The sequence below is a fragment of the Psychrobacter sp. DD43 genome (assembly GCF_904846555.1).
Lineage (GTDB): Bacteria > Pseudomonadota > Gammaproteobacteria > Pseudomonadales > Moraxellaceae > Psychrobacter > Psychrobacter cryohalolentis.
In genome coordinates this window covers 58,262-80,489 of the sequence record NZ_CAJHBE010000015.1, presented here as the reverse complement: position 1 = coordinate 80,489, position 22,228 = coordinate 58,262, and the positions used below count along the sequence as shown (strand labels likewise).

Below are 22,228 nucleotides of genomic sequence, written 5' to 3'. Positions count from 1 at the left end.
GGAGAACATAGCGTGCTAAACTGGTTTTATTGTATTTGCATGTCAGCTAATAAAAGCACTGTATAGTCTGAATGTGATTGTTATAAATAAGCTGGCATTTAAGCCCTCATATCATCCTTTTTACCGCCGTATTCATGCTCAAATATAGGACAAAGCCATGCGCCAATTAAGTACGCAAGACGCCGATTTTGACAGTCAGTTGACAGAACTGCTTGCTTTTGAAACCGTTAATGATGCCGATTTACTCAAAACGGTAGATGACATTATTAGTAAAGTGCGTCATGGCGGGGATAGTGTGGTGCTAGAATTGACGCAGCAGTTTGATCAACATCCAGCAACGACGATGAAGGCTTTAGAATTATCCAAAGAGGCACTTGCTGAAGCATTTGCCAATCTTGATGATGTCGTGAAAAGCGCTCTGACCACAGCAGCGACGCGCGTGCAGAGCTTTCATGAGCGCCAAGTACAAGAGTCATGGCAGTATGAAGATGAGTTCGGCAATCGTTTAGGTCAAAAGGTCACGCCGCTTGACCGTGTCGGCATTTATGTGCCGGGCGGTCTGGCATCTTATCCTTCTTCAGTATTAATGAACGCCATCCCTGCCAAAGTTGCTGGCGTCAAAGAAGTCATTATGGTTGTGCCAGCGCCAAAAGGTGTGCTCAATCCCTTGGTATTAGCGGCGGCGCATTTGGCACAAGTTGATCGCGTTTTTACTATTGGCGGTGCACAAGCAGTAGCGGCATTGGCATATGGTACTGAAACGATTCCGGCAGTAGATAAAATCACTGGACCGGGCAATAAATATGTTGCAGCCGCCAAACGCGCGGTATTTGGTCAAGTCGGTATCGATATGATTGCCGGACCTTCTGAGGTACTGGTTTATGCAGAAGGCACGGCGAAAGACTGTGCTGATTGGTTAGCGATGGATTTATTATCACAGGCAGAGCATGACCGTATTGCCCAAGCGATTTTTGTGACCACAAGTGAAAAACAGCTTAAAGAAGTCGCCATTGAAATTGAAAAAGCCTTGGCTGAATTACCCAAGGCAGATATCGCTCGTGATTCGCTAAAAAATCGTGGCGCGCTTATCTTGGTTAAAGACCGTGCAGAAGGCATGGCAGTTATCAATCGCGTTGCGCCTGAGCATTTGGAGCTGTCTGTTGATAATCCAGATGCGTTGCTTGGTAGTATTCGTCATGCAGGTGCTATCTTTATGGGACGTCATACGCCAGAGGCAATCGGTGACTACTGTGCAGGACCGAATCATGTGCTACCGACATCGGGTACAGCACGCTTTTCGTCACCGCTTGGCGTCTATGATTTTCAAAAGAAGTCATCTATTATTTATTGTAGTGAAGCGGGCAGTAAGCCTTTGGCTGAGACGGCAGATATTTTAGCGCAGCATGAGGACTTAGAAGCCCATGCGCTTTCAGCCCGTTATCGTTACCAGTCCTAATTTTCTCAAAAACAATTATTGGAATAACAGTTTTAGAAATAACCATTTCTGTGATTAATAGTAGGATAACTTATGAGTGAATCAAAGATAGATAACAGACTTTGGTCATCTAAAGCGCGTAATTTATCGCCGTATGTTCCTGGCGAGCAGCCCCAGCATGACGACTTGTGCAAGTTGAACACCAATGAAAATCCATTTCCGCCTTCACCAAAAGTAGGTGAGGCGATTATTAAAGTCTTAGCGCAGCAAGCGGATGATTTGCGCTTGTATCCTGCACCTGAGTCTGAAGAATTGCGCGGCGCATTGGCCACGCTTTATGATCTTGATATCAATCAAGTGTTCGTTGGTAATGGCTCAGATGAAGTATTGGCATTGGTATTTGCCAGCTTCTTCTTAAAAGAGCGCCCAATTTTAGCGCCTGATATTAGCTACAGCTTTTATCCCGTTTATGCCAATACCTTTGGTATAGAGCTTGTACAAATCCCATTAGAAGCAGATTTTAGTATCAGTCCTGATGCCTATCGTCGACCTTGCAGTGGTATCGTTATTGCCAATCCAAATGCGCCAACCGGTTTATTATTGTCGCTTGCTGATATCCGTAAGCTTGCAGGCGAGCACTCAAACTCAGTGATTGTGATTGATGAGGCGTATATTGATTTTGCTCAGCTAGAAGAGAGTAGTCCAGACGTAGAAGTATCAGCGGTTAGCCTTATTGATGAATTTGATAACTTGCTAGTTACCCAGACTTTTTCAAAATCGCGCTCGCTTGCTGGATTGCGTGTCGGTATGGCATTTGGTAATGCCTCATTGATTGAAGCATTAACGCGTATGAAAAACAGCTTTAATAGCTATCCACTTGATAAGTTGGCACAAGCTGGTGCAACAGCTAGCGTCTTAGATGTTGAATACTTTGAGAAAACCCGCCAGCAGGTCATTGATTTGCGTACATCGTTGACGGTTGAGTTGACGGTCTTAGGTTATGACGTACTGCCGTCACATGCCAACTTTGTCTTTGCGCGTCCTCATGATGGTGCTGCCAGTCAAATAGCAGAAGTATTACGCGAGCAAGGTATCATTGTTCGTCATTTTGATAAGCCGCGTATTAATGAGTATTTGCGCATTACGATTGGCACCGCTGCCCAGAACGAGCGTTTAATTGATGCGTTAAAAGCGTTAAAAGCGTTAAAAGCGTTAAAAGCGTTAAAAGCGTTAAAAGCGTTACAGGCTGTAGCGGATGTCGAGGCAAATTAATACCTAGCTCAACTATAGTACTAAAACAATGTTTCATAAGTAATAAAAAGAGCCTGCTCACATGATGTTAGCAGGCTCTTTTGCGCCGCTTTAAGCTGTTTTTCAATATAAAGCTCAGTGGTTAGCTGTATTAACAAGGACAGATAATAGGTTGCCGACTTTATCTAGGCATTCCTGATATTCAGCATCGCAGTCAGAGGCAACGGTAATACCTCCGCCCGCCCATAAACTGACTTGTTTAGGGTTGTCTGTTGTGTTGGTTGTCTGTAGTGTGCGAATCAGTACATTCCACTGACCGCTACCATCAAAGTTCATATAACCCATGGTGCCACAATAAGCACTACGCGGTTCAGCTTCTAATTCTGCGATAATCTCCACTGCCCGTTTCTTTGGCGTGCCAGTAATTGATCCTGCAGGCAAACTGCCAAATAAGACGCTTAACGGATGGGTATCTGTCTTGAGCTCGGCGGTAATGGTGCTGACCATATGATGTACATTACTAAAGCTCTCAATCGCAAATAGCTGTGGTACCTTTACGCTACCGATTTTGGCGTATTTACCCAAGTCATTGCGTAACAAATCCACAATCATAACGTTTTCTGCACGGTCTTTTTCGCTGTTGATTAACTGCTGCTTGTAGTCATTATCTTTTTCGATTGTTAAGCCGCGCGGCATGGTTCCTTTGATTGGCTTGGTACGTATATGATGCTTGCCAGTCTCAATATCTTTGCTAAAGGTAAAAAATAATTCAGGCGAACAGCTTAATAATTCAAACTGATGGTTTGATGTATTTACTTTACTTTCATGATTATAGCTATCAATGGCTATATATCCTGCAAAAGGCGCTTGGGTATTAGCGTGCAAAGCAGGTAAATAGTCAATGAGGCTTGTGACTGAATTATCTTCATAAGTGCTTAAATAGCCACTCCATGCTTGGGTTAAATTAATCTGATAACAATCGCCTTGTTGCAAATAATTTTGCGTTTGATGGAACGCCTGCTGATAGTGTCGTTTGCTCCACTGAGCTTCTAGTAATAAAGGCGGCGTTTTACAGGAGTATTTTTTAGTGACATTCTCATTCGATAGTTGATTATCCAAACTATTTAAATAAGATGTTAGCACTCTGATTAGTGCATTTGTATCCTGCTGGACTGAGCTGCTGTCAGGGTTATTATCATTATTTACCTTTAACTGCCAACTGCTTTGACTGTCTGAATCAGCGGTTAAGTAAATATCATAATGCCCCAATAACGCGCACGGCTGTGCTGCCATCTCTATATTAACGGTTGGACTGAGTTCGTGAGCGCTAATGTCATAACTGATAAAACCTATTAAGCCGTGCTGATAACTTGGTTGTTGATCGACGTCTTTAGTTGAGAACGAGCCGTTACCGTGAATGCCATCTATTTCATGAGCCCGACTGTAAGTAATTAATTCCTCTTGCCAGTCGCTATAACTCATATAGCTTGTAGCCGCACTATCACTGGAATTACTATAAAGGTGAACATGCCCACGCCGTGTTTTCTCGATTTTATAAAGGTTTCCCTGTTTAGTAGCATGCAGCGTGTCATTAGTCACAGGATAAACGCACCAGCTCGTCTTTGGTAATAAGCCAATCACAGGTCGCCCATCATTATTGAGCCAAACCAATTGCCAGTTTGCTTTGCTATTTTGTTCTAACAAATGTCGTTGCAGGTGCGGCATTAATTCGGCAGCAGATAAGTCACCAAAACGCCAGCTAGTTTTGCTAGCTGGCGGTAGGGCAGAATCTGTCTGCACAGTGGTATGAGTATCTATTACAACCATAGTTTAAGCGTCAAACTTTTTGATGATCAGTGTTGCATTAGTACCGCCAAAGCCAAAGCTATTGCTCATAAGAGTTTCAAGCTCAACATCACGTTTTTCAGTGACGATATCAAAGCCTTTGGCAGCTGGATCTAATTCTGTAATATTGATACTTGGTGCAATAAAGCTGTCTTGTAACATCAGTAAGCAATAAATCAGCTCTTGTGCACCAACCGCACCTAAGCTATGACCTGTCATAGACTTGGTTGAGCTAATGGCAGGCACTTTACTGATATCGTTATCAAATACTTTGGCAATGGCTTTTAGCTCAGTGATGTCACCAAGTGGCGTACTGGTACCATGGCTATTGATATAATCTACGCTTTCTAAACCCGCTTCAGCAAGTGCTAGCTTCATACAGCGTACTGCGCCTTCACCGCTTGGCGCGACCATTTCTGCGCCATCAGAGCTGGCACCATAACCGACAATTTCAGCCAAAATATTGGCACCGCGTGCTTGGGCATGCTCAAGACTTTCAACGACTACCATCGCGCCACCTGCCGCGATAACAAAACCATCACGGTCTTTGTCATAAGCTCTTGAGGCAAGCTCTGGGGTACCGTTGTATTGAGTGCTGACAGCGCCCATGGCATCAAACATACAAGACTGAGTCCAATGTTCTGCTTCACTACCACCAGCGAGTATCACATCTGCTTTACCCAATTGAATAAGCTCGGCAGCATGACCGATACAATGCGTTGACGTGGCACAAGCCGAGGTTAATGAGTATGAGATACCTTGGATTTTTAGACCAGTAGCAAGCGCCGCCGATACTGAGCTGCCCATTGTTTTTGGTACAGCCATCGCACCAACGCCGCGTAACCCTTTTTCTCGCATGGCGTCTATTGCATTGGCGATATTTTCTGTTGACGCGCCGCCAGAGCTTGCGACCACGCCCACACGCGGATTGTTATTGATGGTTTCTAAAGAGAGTCCAGCGTGCTCAATCGCACTTAACGCACTGACATAAGCATATAGGCTTGCGTCACTAAAAAACCGTTTTAGTTTGCGGTCAATAGCTGAGGTATCAAGCTGTGAGTGATCAATACTGCCGCTGACGTGTGATTTGAACTCGTGCTCAGCATAAGATTCGTTGAATGTGATGCCAGAGCGTCCTTGTTTAAGAGCCTCTGTGACAGTAGCCAAATCATGTCCGATACAAGATACAATCCCTGCTCCAGTGATAACAACGCGGCGCATACAATATTCCTTATTAGTAACGATTTTTTTGATAATTACTTTTAATCATCGTTTTAAAATATCTACTTCTACCATATCACTTCATCTCTATCTGTTTTTGATAACAAAGGTGTTGTTATACCAAGGCATTTAAGTGCTAACAGCGGACGCTAACGTTATCATGGATTCATAGAGAGTTGAGAGAAATAGAATGCAGGTAAATAATGGTACAAGTGTACTTTGAATTATGGCATATGATACCGTATCGAGGTGGCAAAATGTTTGAGTAAATGCAAAATAATAATAAAATAGGGCTTATCAGCAACAATGGTTGTTCTATAGTTTTATGCAGTTTGTTATTAAGAAGCAAACAATGAGGGTGATGCATGCCATGGTAAAAGCTTCTTTAATATGAGCTGATGTAATAGATATACTATGATGGTTAAGTTGTCATCGATAAATGACACTTTTAGATACAAAAGGGCTGATAGCGATAACATTGTTCGCACTGACACTCACAATAGGGGTTCGCTAGAATGGCAAACAGCGTATTATTATAAAAAGAGTGTTAGAGCAGCATTTTAACAATAGTGATTTAACACTTAGTACTTTAACCATATTACTTTATAACAAACATCATATTAAGGATATCAAGATGGGAAAGCGTAGCACTTTATCGAAAGGTATTAGTACGGTTGGCTCTTTTACGCGTGGCAATTTAGAGCGTATGGGTGCCATGATTGATAGCGCGAATGCAAAAACTGGCAAACCGCGTCAATTTAAAGCGGTGAACTTAGGCGATGAAGATTACCAACAAGATTTGTTCCGTGAGCAAACGTTAAAAGCCACTCAGCAGCTATTGGGCACACGCTTTGCTGCTTATGGTAAATATGCCAAAAAAGTGGTGCCGAACAGCTTCTTTGAATCGACCGTTGATGGCGCTTTTGCTCAAATTGCTAAGCTTGCCGACAACTGGAGTCAAATTGATTTACCGAATCAGCATCGCTTTGCCAATATTGTGAGCTTAGACGACGAGCAGCGTTACGCGTTAGCGACCGATATCGCCAATCAAAACCGTGCATTAGCGACGCTTGGCGGTGTTACAGGTTTGGCAGGTTTGCCGGGCTTGCTTGCGGATACGTTATGGTTATTGTTGGTTTCTCTACGCACGGTTTATCAATTGGGCGCTGTTTATAATAAGCCGTTAACTGGTAAGCAAGGCGTCAAAATGGCATATGAGTTACTTGCCAATGCAGATCTCAGCAAAATGCAAGAGAAGCAAGCATTGCTGGCAGGTATTGGTATTGGTAAAGGTTTACTGGATAGTGCCCAAAGCAGTGGTTTGCACAATGAGCTCAAAAACTTAGGCTTGCAGAATAAAAAAGTTAATTTTTACGCAGAGCAAGTGGACAGTATTGCCAGTCAGGTCGGTGTTGATTTGGATCAAATTAACTTAACATGGATACGCCGATTCCTACCAGCCACTGCCGTTATCGTTGGTATGCGCTATAACAGTCAGCTGATTGATGAGGTCATTGGCGTTGCTCAAGCAACTTTTGCGCCAGAAGCTAAGCTTGCCAATCGCGCTATTACGGATGACAGTAGTAGCGAAGTAAAGGTTAGTAAGGCAACGGGCAGCACTGAGCAGAAAGAAGACAAAGCTCAAGATGCCGCATCACTAGAGAAGGAATCTAAAGAAAAAGAATCAAAAGATGCAGCATCAAAAAACATAAAGTCAGACGCCAATGCTGCAAAAGAGGATGCAAAAGATACTCAGAAAAAAGCTGACGATAAAGAAAACGATGTTGATGCTATAGCTGACGAAAAGAAGACTAGTGAAAAGAAAGTCGACAGCACTAAGAATGATAAGCAGAATAGTGCAGATAAATCTTCTGACAGCAAAACAAAAAAAGCAGCTGCTAAGTCGAGTAAATAATAAGCTATTAAGGTTTATTGATTATTTCGTTTTAGAATATTGAAGATCTACGTAATTGCTATTTATCTTTAATGTTGGCGATATCGGCTTACTTCTATTGAAAATTAAACCGATATCGCCATATAGCTCAGGTAAATGACTGTTTTTTATCTCTAAATATCTTATCTAAATGATGTAAGCATCTACTTTTGATACCGTATTTAGTTAGCTGTTTTTTCGGTTATGCCGTTAAAAACAGATAAAGTGGTATAGTAGTAGACTGAATACATATCTATCCGCTGCTGTAAAGTCCAACTGCTCATAAGTGGTTGAAATAGCAGCAACAAGTCTTTATAATACACTGTCCTAAAAATGGGTGTGCCAAAATCTGTCGTTAAAGTCAGATGGATGGTGCGTTTCCCTATTTTTTTGTTTTTTACCAAACGGGAGAAGGATGCCTCATGGCAACAACTAACCAATTGATTCGTAAAGGTCGCAAAACCATCAAGGAAAAGTCAAAAGTTCCTGCGTTGGAAGCGTGCCCACAACGCCGTGGTGTATGTACTCGCGTATATACTACTACCCCTAAAAAACCTAACTCAGCCATGCGTAAAGTATGTCGTGTACGTTTGACTTCAGGTTATGAAGTATCAAGCTACATCGGCGGCGAAGGTCATAACCTACAAGAGCACAGTGTTGTTCTTATCCGTGGTGGTCGTGTAAAAGATCTACCAGGTGTACGTTATCACACCGTTCGTGGTGCACTAGATTGCGCAGGCGTTAAAGACCGTAAGCAAGGTCGTTCTAAATATGGTGCTAAGAAACCTAAGGTTTAATAACCAAACGTTATTAACTGAGTTTCTTTGTATCAAACATTAACTGTGCATGGGTCTAATGTGAATAATTTTTGACCAAATGAGTCATTAACCCTTATCACATAGCGCCATGCAGTAAGGCTGACTGACAACTCGATATAACGCCATCCAATATTAATTGGTGCGAGATTGTGAATGTCAGACACTCCTGAAGAAAAGGATATTTATTATGCCAAGACGTCGCGTCGTTGCTACCCGTGAGATCCTACCGGATCCTAAGTTTGGTAGCCAAACTGTTGCAAAATTCATCAACCATGTCATGAGTCATGGTAAAAAATCTACTGCTGAGCGTATCGTTTACGGTGCACTTGAGACAGTAAGCCAAAAGCGTAACATCGAAGATCCAGTTTCTTTCTTTGAAGAAGTATTGGAAAATGTTCGCCCAATGGTTGAAGTAAAAGCTCGCCGTGTTGGTGGTGCAACCTACCAAGTGCCAATGGAAGTACGCCCCTCCCGTCGTACCGCCTTGGCTATGCGTTGGTTAGCTGAAGCTGCTGCAAAGCGTTCTGAAAAATCAATGGCTTTGCGTTTAGCTGGCGAATTGAATGATGCTGCTGATGGCAAAGGTAATGCTATGAAGAAGCGTGACGAAGTTCACCGCATGGCAGATGCTAACAAAGCATTCTCCCATTACCGTTTCTAAGCTACTCTTAATTAAGCTGTTCTTTTAAATATAGCTTTTTAAAAGTAGTTTTGGGTGACTGGTGTATGCCAGTCATCTAGATATAATTTATTTATTCTATTGATTGTCGCCATTGTTAATAAATGACTTGCTTGTAATTATTGAAAGATAATAACAGACACACTCATTTCAGATGGCGGACATCTGTCAAGATGCTGTTCTGAAAAGGGATGCTATTCTGTAAAGAAAGTCTCCTGAGTTTGATGCCGCACTATTCTTAGTAGTTACTCTTTTTTGCCCGTATTAGGTTCAATGATTAGTAATATTGCAGGGCTGAATGGCTTTGTCATAGAGTAGAGGTAGAGACACAACACATTAATATATACACGAATTTCCCTAGGAAAACACTATGGCTCGTAAAACTCCCCTAAAGCGCTATCGCAATATTGGTATCTCTGCGCACATTGATGCTGGTAAAACGACCACTACTGAACGTGTTTTGTTCTATACCGGTGTTAGCCACAAGATTGGTGAAGTACATGATGGCGCAGCCACTATGGACTGGATGGAGCAAGAACAAGAGCGTGGTATTACTATCACCTCAGCGGCGACAACTTGTTTTTGGTCAGGTATGGCAAAACAGTTTGACGAACACCGTATCAATATCATTGACACCCCAGGTCACGTTGACTTCACGATTGAAGTTGAACGTTCTATGCGTGTTCTTGATGGCGCTTGCATGGTTTACTGTGCAGTAGGCGGCGTTCAGCCACAGTCTGAAACCGTATGGCGTCAGGCAAACAAATATAAAGTTCCACGTCTTGCATTCATTAACAAAATGGATCGCGTTGGCGCTGATTTCTACCGCGTAGTAGAACAGATCAAAACTCGTCTAGGCGGCAAGCCAGTACCATTGGTTATCCCCATTGGTAAAGAAGACGACTTTGAAGGCGTTGTAGATCTAGTAACGATGAAAGCCATCTATTGGGACGAAGCGTCTCAAGGCATGGAATATGATGAGCGTGAAATCCCAGCAGAACTACAAGAAAAAGCGGAAGAATATCGTGAGTATCTAGTAGAAAGCGCTGCTGAAGCGACTGAAGAATTGATGAATGAGTATCTTGAGAACGGTGAATTAACTGTTGATCAAATTAACTCTGCTATTCGCCAGTTGACTATTGATAACGAAATCATTCCACTTCTTTGTGGTACTGCCTTTAAAAACAAAGGTGTACAGAAGATGTTGGACGCTGTTATTCAGTATCTTCCTGCACCAATGGATGTACCTGCTATTAAAGGTATCCTTGATGATAAAGATGAATCTGAAGGCACTCGTGAAGCGTCAGACGAAGCACCGTTCTCAGCTTTAGCATTCAAAATCATGAATGACAAGTTCGTTGGTAACTTAACCTTCGTTCGTGTTTATTCAGGTGTTCTAAAGCAAGGCAGCAGCGTTTATAACCCAGTTAAAATGAAACGTGAGCGTGTTGGCCGTATCGTACAGATGATGGCAAACTCTCAAGAAGAGTTGCAAGAAATCCGTACTGGTGATATCGCAGCCTTGGTTGGCATGAAAGATGTAACCACTGGTGATACGTTGTGTGACGAGCAAAATGTTATTACGCTTGAACGTATGGAATTCCCAGATCCAGTTATCAGTCTAGCGGTTGAACCTAAAACCAAAGCTGACCAAGAAAAAATGTCAATCGCTTTAGGTCGTTTGGCGAAAGAAGATCCATCGTTCCGTGTACATACTGACGAAGAGTCTGGTCAGACTATCATCAGTGGTATGGGTGAGCTACATCTTGAGATTCTTGTTGACCGTATGAAGCGTGAGTTTGGTGTTGAAGCTAACATCGGCGCACCTCAGGTTGCTTATCGCGAAACGATTCGTAACACGGTTGAGCAAGAAGGCAAATTCGTACGTCAGACTGGTGGTCGTGGTAAATTTGGTCATGTTTGGTTACGTCTTGAGCCTATGGATCCAGCTGGCGACGTTCTTTATGAATTTAAAGAAGAAGTTGTTGGTGGTACGGTACCAAAAGAATTCCACGGTGCGGTTGATAAAGGTATTCAAGAGCGCATGAAAAATGGCGTACTTGCAGGTTATCCAATCGTTGGCGTAAAAGCGACCTTGTATGATGGTTCTTACCATGATGTTGACTCGGATGAGTTATCATTTAAAATGGCTGGTTCTATCGCATTCCGTAAAGGCTTCATGGCTGCAAACCCAACGCTACTTGAGCCAGTAATGAAAGTAGAAGTTGAAACACCTGAAGACTATATGGGCGATATCATGGGCGATCTTAACCGTCGTCGTGGTATGGTTCAAGGTATGGAAGACTTACCTGGCGGCACTAAGCAGATTCGTGCTGAAGTACCATTAGCGGAAATGTTTGGCTATGCCACACAAATGCGTTCAATGTCACAGGGCCGTGCAACTTACTCTATGGAATTCCAAAAGTACGCTGAAATTCCAAAATCAGTTGCAGAAGCTATCATCTCTAAATTCAACAATAAAGATGATGACGAATAAGCAAAAATCTATCGATAATGGCAATATAGGACATATCTCTATATTGTCAGTAGATAATCGAGCAATAATTGGTTAAAAGACTTGTTATTGCTCGTGATTTTCTTATAATATCTGCACATTAGTATGTGCACCCTTTTAACAGTTATCTTAATGTGGTCAGTATTCACTTAATTACTTTATATAAATTAAGCAGTTGACCCTAAAAAAAGAGGAAATACCCATGGCAAAGGCCAAGTTTGAACGTCTAAAACCACATGTTAACGTCGGTACCATCGGACACGTTGACCACGGTAAAACCACCCTTACCGCTGCAATCGCAACCGTAGCTGCAATCACCTCTGGTGGCGAAGCCAAAGACTACGCGTCTATTGACTCAGCACCAGAAGAAAAAGCACGTGGCATCACCATCAACACCTCACACGTAGAATATGACACCCCATCACGTCATTACGCTCACGTTGATTGCCCAGGTCACGCCGATTATGTTAAAAACATGATCACCGGTGCCGCTCAGATGGACGGCGCAATCCTAGTTGTATCTGCAACTGACGGCCCTATGCCACAAACCCGTGAGCACATCCTGCTTTCACGTCAGGTTGGCGTACCGTACATCGTCGTATTCATGAACAAGTGCGACGTTGTTGATGACGAAGAATTGCTTGAACTCGTAGAAATGGAAGTTCGTGAATTATTAAGCGACTATGACTTCCCAGGTGATGACACCCCAATCATCCACGGTTCTGCAACTGAAGCCCTAAAAGGCTCACAAGAAAAATATGGTCAACCAGCCGTTGTAGAACTATTAAACGTTCTTGACACCTACATCCCAGAGCCAGAGCGTGACATCGACAAAGCATTCCTAATGCCAATCGAAGACGTATTCTCAATCTCAGGTCGTGGTACTGTTGTAACTGGCCGTGTTGAATCTGGTATCGTACGCGTTGGCGACGAAATCGAAATCGTCGGTATCCGTGACACTCAAAAAACCACCTGTACTGGTGTAGAGATGTTCCGTAAACTGCTTGACGAAGGTCGTGCAGGCGAAAACTGTGGCGTACTACTCCGTGGTACTAAGCGTGAAGACGTACAACGTGGCCAAGTACTAGCTAAGCCAGGTTCAATCACTCCTCATACTAAGTTTGACGCTGAAGTGTATGTATTGTCAAAAGAAGAGGGTGGTCGTCACACACCATTCCTAAACGGCTATCGTCCACAGTTCTACTTCCGTACCACTGACGTAACTGGCGCAATCCAATTACAAGACGGTACTGAAATGGTTATGCCTGGTGATAACGTTGAGATGGGCGTAGAGCTTATCCACCCAATCGCTATGGACAAAGGTCTTCGCTTTGCTATTCGTGAAGGCGGCCGTACGGTAGGCGCTGGTGTTGTTGCTAACGTATTGAACTAATACTTAACGCTGTCAGAGTAATCTGATTGTCGTTAATAATTAGTCAAAAGCCATCCTCGAAAGAGGGTGGCTTTTTTTTGGTATGGTTTGCTAAATCGCAGAAGTGCTAATCAATTTAGTATTTATTAAAATAAGGTCTGTATGTTTAAAAATTTAAAGCAATAAATCTATCTCAGATTTTGACTTCTATTTTTGATTTTAAACAGAATTTTCTGACTTTTCTTCATTAAAGCAATGATTCATTGTATTAAGCAAATAAAATATCGTCTTAAAACTTGCATTCTTAGTAAAACCTTGTATAATTATCAGCCTTAACACCCCTAGGCGATTGGCTCAATTGGTAGAGCATCGGTCTCCAAAACCGAGGGTTGTAGGTTCGAGTCCTACATCGCCTGCCATCTTCTTATCACATCTTTGTCATACCCCACCATCTCCGAAGTGAGTTCTTTATGAGCAAGAATCAAGATAACCTCGAGACTAAGTTATCTGATGCCAAGGCAGTTACTGGTGGAATGCTGTCCAAAGATAAGCATATTTCAGCAGGTAATCAAACGACTGCTGTTGAGATTGCTAAGACGGGTTCAGTAAAAGATGTGATTTTGTGGCTACTAGCCGCAGTTGTTTTAATTGGTGCAACGTTAGTTAATCAATATCTGCCCGGCTATTGGCAACCTGCCAATGACCTTTGGGTACGTATTGGTATTATCGTTGCGCTTTTTGTATTTGCGCTGTTATGTCTAGCAATGACGAATCAGGGCCGTGCATTTAAAACTTTATTGAAAGACGCTGCTGTAGAACTACGCCGCGTTACTTGGCCTGGCAAAGACGAAACTTTCCAATATACATGGCAAACGATTGTCATGATTGCGGTTGTTGGTTTATTAGTTTGGCTATTAGATAACTTTTTTAATTGGTTCGTTGGCATATTTATTGGTTAATGGCGCGTATTAGCGACTGTTTAGCTAAGATTTATGGATAACGACTTACTTATAATGATCAGGAGCGTGATATGCGTTGGTATATTGTCCAAGCATTTTCAGGATATGAAAAGCAAGTACAGCGTTCATTAACTGATCGTATTAATCGTAGTGAATTCGCTGAGTTTTTCGGCGATGTATTGGTACCTACTGAAGAAGTCGTCGAAATGAAAGACGGCAAAAAACGTAAAAGTGAGCGTAAGTTCTTTCCGGGTTATGTATTGATCCAGATGGATATGAACGACAATACTTGGCACATCGTTAAAGATTGCCCACGTATTATGGGCTTCGTTGGCGGTACGCCAGAGACGCCTGCGCCGATTACGGAAGTAGAAGCTGATCGTATTCTAAACCGTTTGAATCAGACTGAAACTGACCCACGTCCTAAGACTCTATTTGAGCCGGGCGAAGAGTTGTTGGTTATCGATGGTCCATTCACTGACTTTAAAGGGTTGGTTGAAAAAGTGGATTACGAAAAGTCTAAATTACATTTAACTGTAAACGTATTTAATCGACCGACTCAGGTTGAGCTTGAGTTTAGTAAAGTTGAGAAGCTAGATTAAATCAGCAAAAGAGTTCATCAACCGGGGAGCTGTTAGTCAATAAGGTTTATACCACATTGATTTGGCGCTATTACCCATTTAGGAGAGTATCATGGCTAAGAAGATTGATGGTTACATCAAACTGCAAGTGCCTGCAGGCAAAGCAAATCCTTCACCACCGATTGGTCCAGCATTGGGTCAAAAAGGCGTGAACATTATGGCGTTCTGTAAAGAATTTAACGCTGCGACCTCAAACCAAGAGCCGGGTTTACCGATTCCTACTGAGATCACTGTATATAGCGATAAGTCTTTTACCTTCATCATGAAGTCACCACCAGCTGCTTACCTTTTGCGTAAGGCTGCTGGTATTGCTAAAGGTTCTGGTACACCTAACACCGCTAAAGTCGGTAAAGTTGACCGTGCTCAGTTAGAAGACATCGTTAAGACTAAAGATGCAGATTTAACTGCTGCTGATCTTGACGCTGCTGTTCGTACCATCGCTGGTACTGCACGTTCAATGGGCATTACCGTGGAGGGTGTGTAAATGAGTAAACTTACTAAGCGTCAAAAAGAAATCAATAGCCGTATTGAGCACGAAAAACAATACACGATCGAAGAAGCGGTTCAAATCCTAAACGATTTACCAGCTCTTAAATTCAAAGAGTCTATTGATATCGCTGTAAACTTGGGCGTTGACCCACGTAAATCTGATCAAGTCGTACGTGGCGCAACCAATCTACCTGCGGGTACTGGTAAAACCAAACGCGTTGCTGTATTTGCTCAAGGTGCTGCTGCTGAAGCCGCCAAAGAAGCTGGTGCTGACATCGTTGGTTTTGAAGACCTAGCAGAATCAATCAAAGCCGGTAACATGGACTTTGACGTGGTTATCGCTGCTCCTGATGCAATGCGTGTTGTTGGTCAGTTAGGTACTATCTTAGGCCCACGTGGTCTAATGCCTAACCCTAAAGTCGGTACGGTTACGCCTAACGTTGCTGAAGCCGTTCTTAACGCTAAAGCTGGTCAAGCACAATATCGTGTAGACAAAGCAGGTATTATCCACACGACTATCGGTCAAGTTGGTTTTACTGCTGAGCAAGTAATCCAGAATGCTGAAGCACTCATTTCAGATTTGAGACGTGCTAAGCCTGCTACTTCTAAAGGTACTTTCATTAAGAAAATCACCTTGTCTAGCACCATGGGTCCTGGTCTAAGTATCGATCCAGTGCCATACCGCACAGCGAAATAATTAAGTATGATCTGTTATTCAACGATTTTGAATAATGGAACAAGATATTTTAAAGAATTAGGTCAGCGTAGCAAACGCTATGCTGTCTAAGACCGTAGGTAGACAGCGGTTTGGTAAAATGGATTATGACTCTTGTAGATCAAAATTCATTACATTGAGCTGCTGTTGTTAATCGATGACAGATGAAAATCTTAATTGTCCTACGCAGACGGTGGCCCACCCAGTTGTTGATAAGAGCCGATAGGGCAACCTATCACTTGATGTCATTCTGATAACGGTGCCGTAATCAGTCGTTATGAGTACATTTGTTTTTAACAAATACACTCGTAACGTGTCGTATCAAGTCAATCTTAGTTTGTAATTTAGATTACAGGATGATTGATTAGATTAAAGGAGTCAACTTATGGCATTAACGCTAGAGCAAAAACAACAAGTTGTGGCTGAAGTGTCTGAAGTTGCTGCTAATGCTTACTCAGCAGTAGCTGCCGAATATCATGGTATTGGTGTTGCAAAGCTTACTAAGCTACGCGAACAAGCCCGTGAAAAAGGCGTCGTTTTGAAAGTGGTAAAAAATACCCTAGCAAAACGTGCGTTTGAAGGCACTAAATTTGAGAGCATGTCAGACCGTATGACTGGTCCATTACTTTTGGCTTTCTCTATGGAAGATTTGGGATCTGCCGCTCGAGTCATTTTTGACTTCAGCAAAGATCACAAAGCTTTAGAGACCAAATTGGTATCAGTTGGTGGTGTTGTTTATGGTCCAGAAGAGCTAGAGCGCGTATCGAAGCTACCAACTCGCGACGAAGCAATCTCTATCTTGATGGCTACTATGAATGCACCAGTGACCAAGCTTGTCCAGACTATGAACGCAGTTCCTGGCAAGTTCGTTCGCACTGTTGCAGCAATCAAAGACGCAAAAGAAGCTGCTTAATTGCTTGTTTTAACGTAACTTTGACATCGCCGATTGCACTTTATTGCCAACACTATTTGAAAATTTGGCAAGCAATCCAAGCGATTTTAAAATCAATTAATTTTTATCAGATAACGGAGAGTTCTCATGGCACTATCTAAAGATGACGTGTTAAACGCAATCGCTGAAATGTCAGTAATGGATATCGTTGAATTAATCAGCGCTATGGAAGAAAAATTCGGCGTAACAGCTGCTGTTGCTGCTGCACCTGCTGCTGCTGGCCCTGCTGCTGCTGCTGCTGAAGAAAAAGACGAGTTTGACGTAGTTCTTGCCAGCTTTGGCGAGAAGAAAGTTGGCGTAATTAAAGCCGTACGTGAAGCTACTGGTCTTGGCCTGAAAGAAGCGAAAGATTTGGTTGAAAGCGCTCCAGCTCCAATCAAAGAAGGCGTTAACAAAGCTGAAGCTGAAGAGTTGAAAAAGAAACTTGAAGAAGCTGGTGCAACTGTTGAACTAAAATAGTTTAACGGCAGTACGAAAAAAAGCTGGTAATGCCTTGCATTATCAGCTTTTTTTTACTATAATTCGTAGCTTGACCTTTTGTGTCTGCCAACAGTCGTAAGCAACAACACGGTGGATACCCATCAAAAGGACAGACGATATACATGCAAGCACACTTAGTAGTTATTGAAATCAGATAATGTGGCTAAACGTCAATAGATGTTTGGCATTTTTTTGTGTCTGCACGTTTTCTATTAACATTATCACTTATATTGACTCTGAATATTATTATTTATAAGCATTATAATTGTCCTATTTATTACTAATCAAAAACTATTGAATAAGCTTTCTAGCGTGATTTTACTGTCAGTATATAGTCTCGTAGACGGTATACATCAGCGACGATATTGATTTTGGCAGTAACCAGTTTGGATGTTAAATCGTTTATACACAATGTTAGTCGCATTTATATTTAGATAAAGTAACTGTCACTTAAGCTTTAAAAGTGACATATTGCCAACACTTTAAGATTGAATTTTTCGCTCTGAGCAGTCATATAGGCTGACTTAAATGACGATAGCAAGATGGTATTTAGAGTGCAAAGCAAGCACTGATTGTTAAGATAGTAATTGATACAACGCCCTAAAAAGATTAACTGTGCTTTAAAAAGAACACCTGTTTTATATTATCGTTTACGTCGCTTAGTTTGCATAGTATTTATGCACGCCAGCCGCGATTTTAATTTGTTTCCACGTTTACTGTAAGGACTCTCGATGGCATATTCTTATACTGAAAAAAAGCGTATTCGCAAAAGTTTTGCTGAATTGCCTACTGTGATGGACATTCCCTATTTGTTGTCTATCCAAGTAGATTCTTATGAGCAATTTTTGCAAGAGCATAAAAAGCCAAAAGCTCGTGAGAATACTGGCTTGCAAGCTGCATACTCTTCTATTTTCCCAATTGAGAGTCACTCTGGTAACGCAGAGCTACAATTCGTTGAATACTATTTAGGTACGCCTGAATTTGATGAGCGTGAGTGTATCTTACGTGGTTCGACATTTGCTGCGCCTATGCGTGTCAAAATTCGCTTAATCATCAAAGACAAAGACAGCAAAGATAAAGACAGCAAAGCGGCTATTAAAGATATCCGTGAGCAAAGCGTCTATATGGGCGAGATGCCATTAATGACCGCTAACGGTACCTTTATTATTAACGGTACTGAGCGTGTAATTGTATCTCAATTACATCGTTCACCTGGTGTGTTCTTTGACCATGATAAAGGTAAGTCGCACTCAAGTGGTAAGGTGCTTTATAACGCGCGTATCATTCCTTACCGTGGTTCATGGTTAGATTTTGAGTTCGATGCTAAAGACTTGGTTTTTGCTCGTATTGACCGTCGTCGTAAGTTATTGGCGTCTATTATTTTACGCGCTTTAGGCTTAAGCACTTCTGAGATCTTAGATTTATTCTTTGATAAAGTAAGAGTTTATAAAGGCGAAGAGCAGTTCGAGATTGATCTGGTTGCTGATCGCTTACGTGGAGAGATGGCACAGTTCGATATCGTTACTCCTGCAGGCGAAGTGGTTGTTGAGCAGGGCAAACGTATTAATGCTCGCCGTATCCGTCAGCTTGAAGAAGCAGGTATGACGAAAATCTCGATTCCTGATGAATACTTATATGAGCGTATTTTAGCTGAAGACATCATCGTTAATGATGAAGTTATTGCTCGTGCTAACACGCTGATTGACCATGAATTATTGGTTAAATTAAGTGCGTTTGAAGCCAGTGAATCTATTAAAGAGTTCAGCATTCTGTTCACTAACGATATCGACCAAGGTAGTTATATTGCCGATACGCTACGTGCTGATAGCACGTCAAGCCGTGAAGAAGCTTTGATTGAAATTTATAAAGTCATGCGCCCAGGTGAGCCACCAACGGTTGAGACTGCTGAGAAGCTTTTTGATAGCATGTTCTTTAACGCGGATCGTTATGACTTATCGAATGTCGGTCGTATGAAGTTTAACCGTCGTTTAGGTCTTGATTTTGTAGATACCGATGACGCTGATATTCAGCGTGAACGTAGCGTATTGACCAATGCCGATATCGTTAACGTTCTAAAAGAGCTTATCGAGATTCGTAATGGTCGCGGTGAAGTCGATGATATTGACCATTTAGGTAACCGCCGCATTCGTTCAGTAGGCGAGATGGCAGAAAACCAATTCCGTGTTGGTCTAGTACGTGTTGAACGTGCCGTCAAAGAGCGTTTAAGCTCAGCAGAATCTGATAACTTATCGCCACAAGATTTGATTAACTCAAAACCTGTTGCTGCGGCGGTTAAAGAATTCTTTGGCTCGAGCCAGTTGTCTCAGTTTATGGATCAGAATAATCCATTGTCTGAAGTCACGCATAAACGCCGTGTGTCTGCATTAGGACCCGGTGGTCTGACCCGTGAGCGTGCAGGCTTTGAAGTACGTGACGTACATGATACCCATTATGGCCGCGTATGTCCGATTGAGACTCCTGAAGGTCCAAACATTGGTTTGATTAACTCATTAGCAACTTTTGCTAAAACCAACAGCTTTGGCTTTTTGGAAACACCTTATCGCCGTGTAGTAGATGGTAAAGTAACGGACGTTATTGAGTATCTATCAGCGATTGAAGAAGTAGGTACGGTCATTGCACAGGCTGATTCACCAGTAACTGCCGATGGCGCGTTATCTGATGAAATGGTTAGTGTACGTAGCTATGGTGAGTTTGTCCGTATGCCGCCAGAAAAAGTGACGCATATGGATGTGTCGCCAAGTCAGGTTGTATCTGTAGCCGCTGGTCTGATTCCATTCCTAGAGCATGATGATGCTAACCGTGCCTTGATGGGCTCAAATATGCAGCGTCAGGCCGTTCCTACGCTACGTGCTGATAAGCCATTAGTAGGTACCGGTATGGAGCGTCACGTTGCTCGTGACTCTGGTGTTTGTGTTATTGCTAAGCGCGGCGGTGTGATCGAAGACGTTGATGCCTCACGTGTTGTGGTTCGTGTAAATGAAGATGAGATGATTGCTGGTGAAGCCGGTATTGATATCTATAACCTCGTTAAATATACGCGTTCTAACCAAAACACTTGTATCAACCAACGTATTATCGTTAACCAAGGCGATGCTATTGCTGTAGGTGATATCTTGGCCGATGGTCCGTCGACGGATCTTGGTGAGTTGGCATTGGGTCAGAACATCCGCATCGCATTTATGCCGTGGAATGGTTACAACTTTGAAGATTCAATCTTGCTGTCTGAAAAAGTAGTTAAAGAAGATCGTTTCACTACTATTCATATCCAAGAATTGACTTGTGTGGCACGTGATACGAAGCTTGGAACCGAAGAGATTACTGCGGATATTCCAAACGTTGGCGAAGCAGCTCTATCAAGTCTCGATGAAGCTGGTATCGTTTATATCGGTGCTGAAGTTGATGCTGGTGATATCTTAGTTGGTAAAGTGACGCCAAAAGGTGAAACACAACTAACGCCAGAAGAGAAACTACTCCGGGCTATCTTTGGTGAAAAAGCGGCTGATGTTAAAGATACGTCGCTACGTGTACCAACATCAAGCAAAGGCACGGTTATTGACGTTCAAGTCTTTACCCGTGACGGCGTTGAAAAAGATGCACGTGCAAGAGCGATTGAAAAATCACAGCTTGATAGCTATCGTAAAGATTTAAAAGAAGAGTTACGTATCTTTGAAGAAGCGGCTCGTGGTCGTATTGGTAATCTATTAGATGGTCAAAAAGTCAGTGGTGGTTCAGGTCTAAAAGCCGGTACAGTGATGGCATTGGCTGATATGAAAGATATGAGCCTTGAGACCTTGCTTGATATTCAGCCTGTTGAAGAAGAAATCTCTGAGCGTCTAACGCAAATCGCTGAGTACTTAGTTGATAAGCAAAAAGACATCGATGTGAAGTTTGCTGAGAAAAAACGCAAATTAACCGCTGGTGATGACTTACAACATGGCGTACAAAAAATCGTTAAGGTATATCTAGCGGTTAAGCGTCGTATTCAGCCTGGTGATAAAATGGCTGGTCGTCATGGTAATAAAGGTGTGGTATCACGTATTATGCCAGTCGAAGATATGCCTTATGATGAAAATGGTAATACCGTTGACATCGTCTTGAACCCGCTTGGTGTACCATCTCGTATGAATATCGGTCAGGTTCTAGAAACGCATTTGGGTATGGCGGCAAAAGGCTTGGGCGAGAAGATCGATGGTATGCTCAAATCGCAAGCAGCGATCAAAGATTTACGTGACTTCTTAGACAAAATCTATAACCAAGTCGGCGGTGAGCAAGTTGATCTTGATAGCTTGAGTGATGACGACATCATGGCGCTAGCAGACAACTTGCGTGCTGGTGTACCAATGGGCACAGCAGTATTTGACGGCGCAAGAGAAAGCCAAGTTAAAGATCTGTTAGAGCTTGCTGGTATGGATCGCGATGGTCAACAGACGTTGTATGATGGTCGTACTGGTCAGAAATTTGACCGTAAAGTAACTGTTGGCTACATGTATATGCTTAAACTTAACCATTTAGTCGATGACAAAATGCATGCGCGTTCTACAGGTTCTTACTCACTAGTGACGCAGCAGCCATTGGGCGGTAAAGCTCAGTTTGGTGGTCAGCGCTTCGGTGAGATGGAAGTCTGGGCACTAGAAGCTTACGGCGCGACATATACGCTACAAGAGATGCTGACTGTGAAGTCGGATGACGTTGAAGGCCGTACGCGTATGTACAAAAACATCGTCGATGGTGAGCAATATATGGATCCAGGTATGCCTGAATCGTTTAACGTATTGACCAAAGAAATCAAATCACTGGGTATCAATATTGAGTTAAAACAAAGCAACTAAATCCGTTGTTTAACTTAGTTGTCAACTAAAGGCAGTATGCTCATTGCTGCTGCTTTTAGTAATTTGTCTCAAC

Annotated in this window: 16 protein-coding genes and 1 tRNA gene; 15 read left to right on the top strand and 2 right to left on the bottom strand. The window is 42.5% G+C overall.

Annotated elements, in window-relative coordinates; genetic code table 11:
• Positions 1-157: 157 nt before the first annotated feature.
• Together hisD and hisC are read left to right on the top strand one after the other, a co-directional pair.
• Positions 158-1,456 (top strand): histidinol dehydrogenase, encoded by a 1,299-nt coding sequence (gene hisD, locus JMX89_RS09150; protein WP_201531959.1) that lies wholly within the window; start codon positions 158-160, stop codon positions 1,454-1,456.
• Between the two features lie 72 nt (positions 1,457-1,528).
• A complete protein-coding gene (gene hisC / locus JMX89_RS09145; protein ID WP_201531958.1) occupies positions 1,529-2,707 on the top strand; it encodes a histidinol-phosphate transaminase in 1,179 nt (392 codons plus the stop codon).
• A gap of 114 nt (positions 2,708-2,821) precedes the next feature.
• On the opposite strand, the gene JMX89_RS09140 is transcribed toward hisC, so the two are convergent.
• Both JMX89_RS09140 and JMX89_RS09135 read right to left on the bottom strand, forming a co-directional pair.
• Entirely contained in the window at positions 2,822-4,513 is a 1,692-nt protein-coding gene (locus JMX89_RS09140) for an anthranilate synthase component I family protein (protein WP_201531957.1), read from the bottom strand.
• Between the two features lie 3 nt (positions 4,514-4,516).
• On the bottom strand, positions 4,517-5,752 hold the full coding sequence (locus tag JMX89_RS09135) for a beta-ketoacyl-ACP synthase II (protein ID WP_201531956.1): 1,236 nt from the start codon (positions 5,750-5,752) through the stop codon (positions 4,517-4,519).
• 634 nt (positions 5,753-6,386) lie between these two features.
• On the opposite strand from JMX89_RS09135, the gene JMX89_RS09130 reads away from it, so the two are divergent.
• From JMX89_RS09130 to rpoB, 13 genes are all read left to right on the top strand, one after another.
• Positions 6,387-7,667: an EcsC family protein gene (locus JMX89_RS09130; protein ID WP_201531955.1), complete on the top strand. Its 1,281-nt coding sequence runs from the start codon at positions 6,387-6,389 to the stop codon at positions 7,665-7,667.
• Between the two features lie 440 nt (positions 7,668-8,107).
• Positions 8,108-8,482 (top strand): 30S ribosomal protein S12, encoded by a 375-nt coding sequence (rpsL, locus tag JMX89_RS09125; protein WP_011281154.1) that lies wholly within the window; start codon positions 8,108-8,110, stop codon positions 8,480-8,482.
• Positions 8,483-8,690: 208 nt separating this feature from the next.
• Positions 8,691-9,164 carry a 30S ribosomal protein S7 gene (rpsG, locus tag JMX89_RS09120; RefSeq protein WP_011514497.1) on the top strand — a complete coding sequence of 158 codons (474 nt, stop codon included), beginning with the start codon at positions 8,691-8,693 and terminating at the stop codon, positions 9,162-9,164.
• 388 nt (positions 9,165-9,552) lie between these two features.
• The gene (gene fusA, locus JMX89_RS09115) at positions 9,553-11,679 is read left to right on the top strand and encodes an elongation factor G (protein WP_011514496.1); all 2,127 of its coding nucleotides are present in this window, start codon (positions 9,553-9,555) and stop codon (positions 11,677-11,679) included.
• Between the two features lie 220 nt (positions 11,680-11,899).
• On the top strand, positions 11,900-13,090 hold the full coding sequence (tuf, locus tag JMX89_RS09110) for an elongation factor Tu (RefSeq protein WP_011512793.1): 1,191 nt from the start codon (positions 11,900-11,902) through the stop codon (positions 13,088-13,090).
• A 322-nt stretch (positions 13,091-13,412) separates the two neighbouring features.
• Positions 13,413-13,488: transfer RNA gene (locus JMX89_RS09105), tRNA-Trp, on the top strand.
• 51 nt (positions 13,489-13,539) lie between these two features.
• On the top strand, positions 13,540-14,028 hold the full coding sequence (gene secE / locus JMX89_RS09100) for a preprotein translocase subunit SecE (protein WP_201531952.1): 489 nt from the start codon (positions 13,540-13,542) through the stop codon (positions 14,026-14,028).
• A gap of 71 nt (positions 14,029-14,099) precedes the next feature.
• Positions 14,100-14,630 carry a transcription termination/antitermination protein NusG gene (gene nusG, locus JMX89_RS09095; protein WP_011514494.1) on the top strand — a complete coding sequence of 177 codons (531 nt, stop codon included), beginning with the start codon at positions 14,100-14,102 and terminating at the stop codon, positions 14,628-14,630.
• A 91-nt stretch (positions 14,631-14,721) separates the two neighbouring features.
• Positions 14,722-15,153 (top strand): 50S ribosomal protein L11, encoded by a 432-nt coding sequence (gene rplK / locus JMX89_RS09090; protein ID WP_010201717.1) that lies wholly within the window; start codon positions 14,722-14,724, stop codon positions 15,151-15,153.
• The gene (gene rplA, locus JMX89_RS09085) at positions 15,154-15,855 is read left to right on the top strand and encodes a 50S ribosomal protein L1 (protein WP_011514493.1); all 702 of its coding nucleotides are present in this window, start codon (positions 15,154-15,156) and stop codon (positions 15,853-15,855) included. It abuts the gene before it with no gap.
• Between the two features lie 403 nt (positions 15,856-16,258).
• The gene (gene rplJ, locus JMX89_RS09080; protein ID WP_011514492.1) at positions 16,259-16,786 is read left to right on the top strand and encodes a 50S ribosomal protein L10; all 528 of its coding nucleotides are present in this window, start codon (positions 16,259-16,261) and stop codon (positions 16,784-16,786) included.
• Between the two features lie 126 nt (positions 16,787-16,912).
• Positions 16,913-17,284: a 50S ribosomal protein L7/L12 gene (gene rplL / locus JMX89_RS09075; RefSeq protein WP_011514491.1), complete on the top strand. Its 372-nt coding sequence runs from the start codon at positions 16,913-16,915 to the stop codon at positions 17,282-17,284.
• A gap of 752 nt (positions 17,285-18,036) precedes the next feature.
• On the top strand, positions 18,037-22,155 hold the full coding sequence (rpoB, locus tag JMX89_RS09070; RefSeq protein WP_201531951.1) for a DNA-directed RNA polymerase subunit beta: 4,119 nt from the start codon (positions 18,037-18,039) through the stop codon (positions 22,153-22,155).
• Positions 22,156-22,228: the final 73 nt, after the last annotated feature.

Excerpts from the sequence above, each read along its gene's own strand:
- nusG (WP_011514494.1), top strand. The coding sequence starts at position 14,100 with ATGCGTTGGTATATTGTCCAAGCATTTTCAGGATATGAAAAGCAAGTA.
- hisC (WP_201531958.1), top strand. The coding sequence starts at position 1,529 with ATGAGTGAATCAAAGATAGATAACAGACTTTGGTCATCTAAAGCGCGT.
- rplL (WP_011514491.1), top strand. The coding sequence starts at position 16,913 with ATGGCACTATCTAAAGATGACGTGTTAAACGCAATCGCTGAAATGTCA.
- rpsG (WP_011514497.1), top strand. The coding sequence starts at position 8,691 with ATGCCAAGACGTCGCGTCGTTGCTACCCGTGAGATCCTACCGGATCCT.
- rpsL (WP_011281154.1), top strand. The coding sequence starts at position 8,108 with ATGGCAACAACTAACCAATTGATTCGTAAAGGTCGCAAAACCATCAAG.
- rplA (WP_011514493.1), top strand. The coding sequence starts at position 15,154 with ATGAGTAAACTTACTAAGCGTCAAAAAGAAATCAATAGCCGTATTGAG.
- rplK (WP_010201717.1), top strand. The coding sequence starts at position 14,722 with ATGGCTAAGAAGATTGATGGTTACATCAAACTGCAAGTGCCTGCAGGC.
- tuf (WP_011512793.1), top strand. The coding sequence starts at position 11,900 with ATGGCAAAGGCCAAGTTTGAACGTCTAAAACCACATGTTAACGTCGGT.
- JMX89_RS09135 (WP_201531956.1), bottom strand. The coding sequence starts at position 5,752 with ATGCGCCGCGTTGTTATCACTGGAGCAGGGATTGTATCTTGTATCGGA.
- hisD (WP_201531959.1), top strand. The coding sequence starts at position 158 with ATGCGCCAATTAAGTACGCAAGACGCCGATTTTGACAGTCAGTTGACA.
- JMX89_RS09140 (WP_201531957.1), bottom strand. The coding sequence starts at position 4,513 with ATGGTTGTAATAGATACTCATACCACTGTGCAGACAGATTCTGCCCTA.
- JMX89_RS09130 (WP_201531955.1), top strand. The coding sequence starts at position 6,387 with ATGGGAAAGCGTAGCACTTTATCGAAAGGTATTAGTACGGTTGGCTCT.
- secE (WP_201531952.1), top strand. The coding sequence starts at position 13,540 with ATGAGCAAGAATCAAGATAACCTCGAGACTAAGTTATCTGATGCCAAG.
- fusA (WP_011514496.1), top strand. The coding sequence starts at position 9,553 with ATGGCTCGTAAAACTCCCCTAAAGCGCTATCGCAATATTGGTATCTCT.
- rplJ (WP_011514492.1), top strand. The coding sequence starts at position 16,259 with ATGGCATTAACGCTAGAGCAAAAACAACAAGTTGTGGCTGAAGTGTCT.
- rpoB (WP_201531951.1), top strand. The coding sequence starts at position 18,037 with ATGGCATATTCTTATACTGAAAAAAAGCGTATTCGCAAAAGTTTTGCT.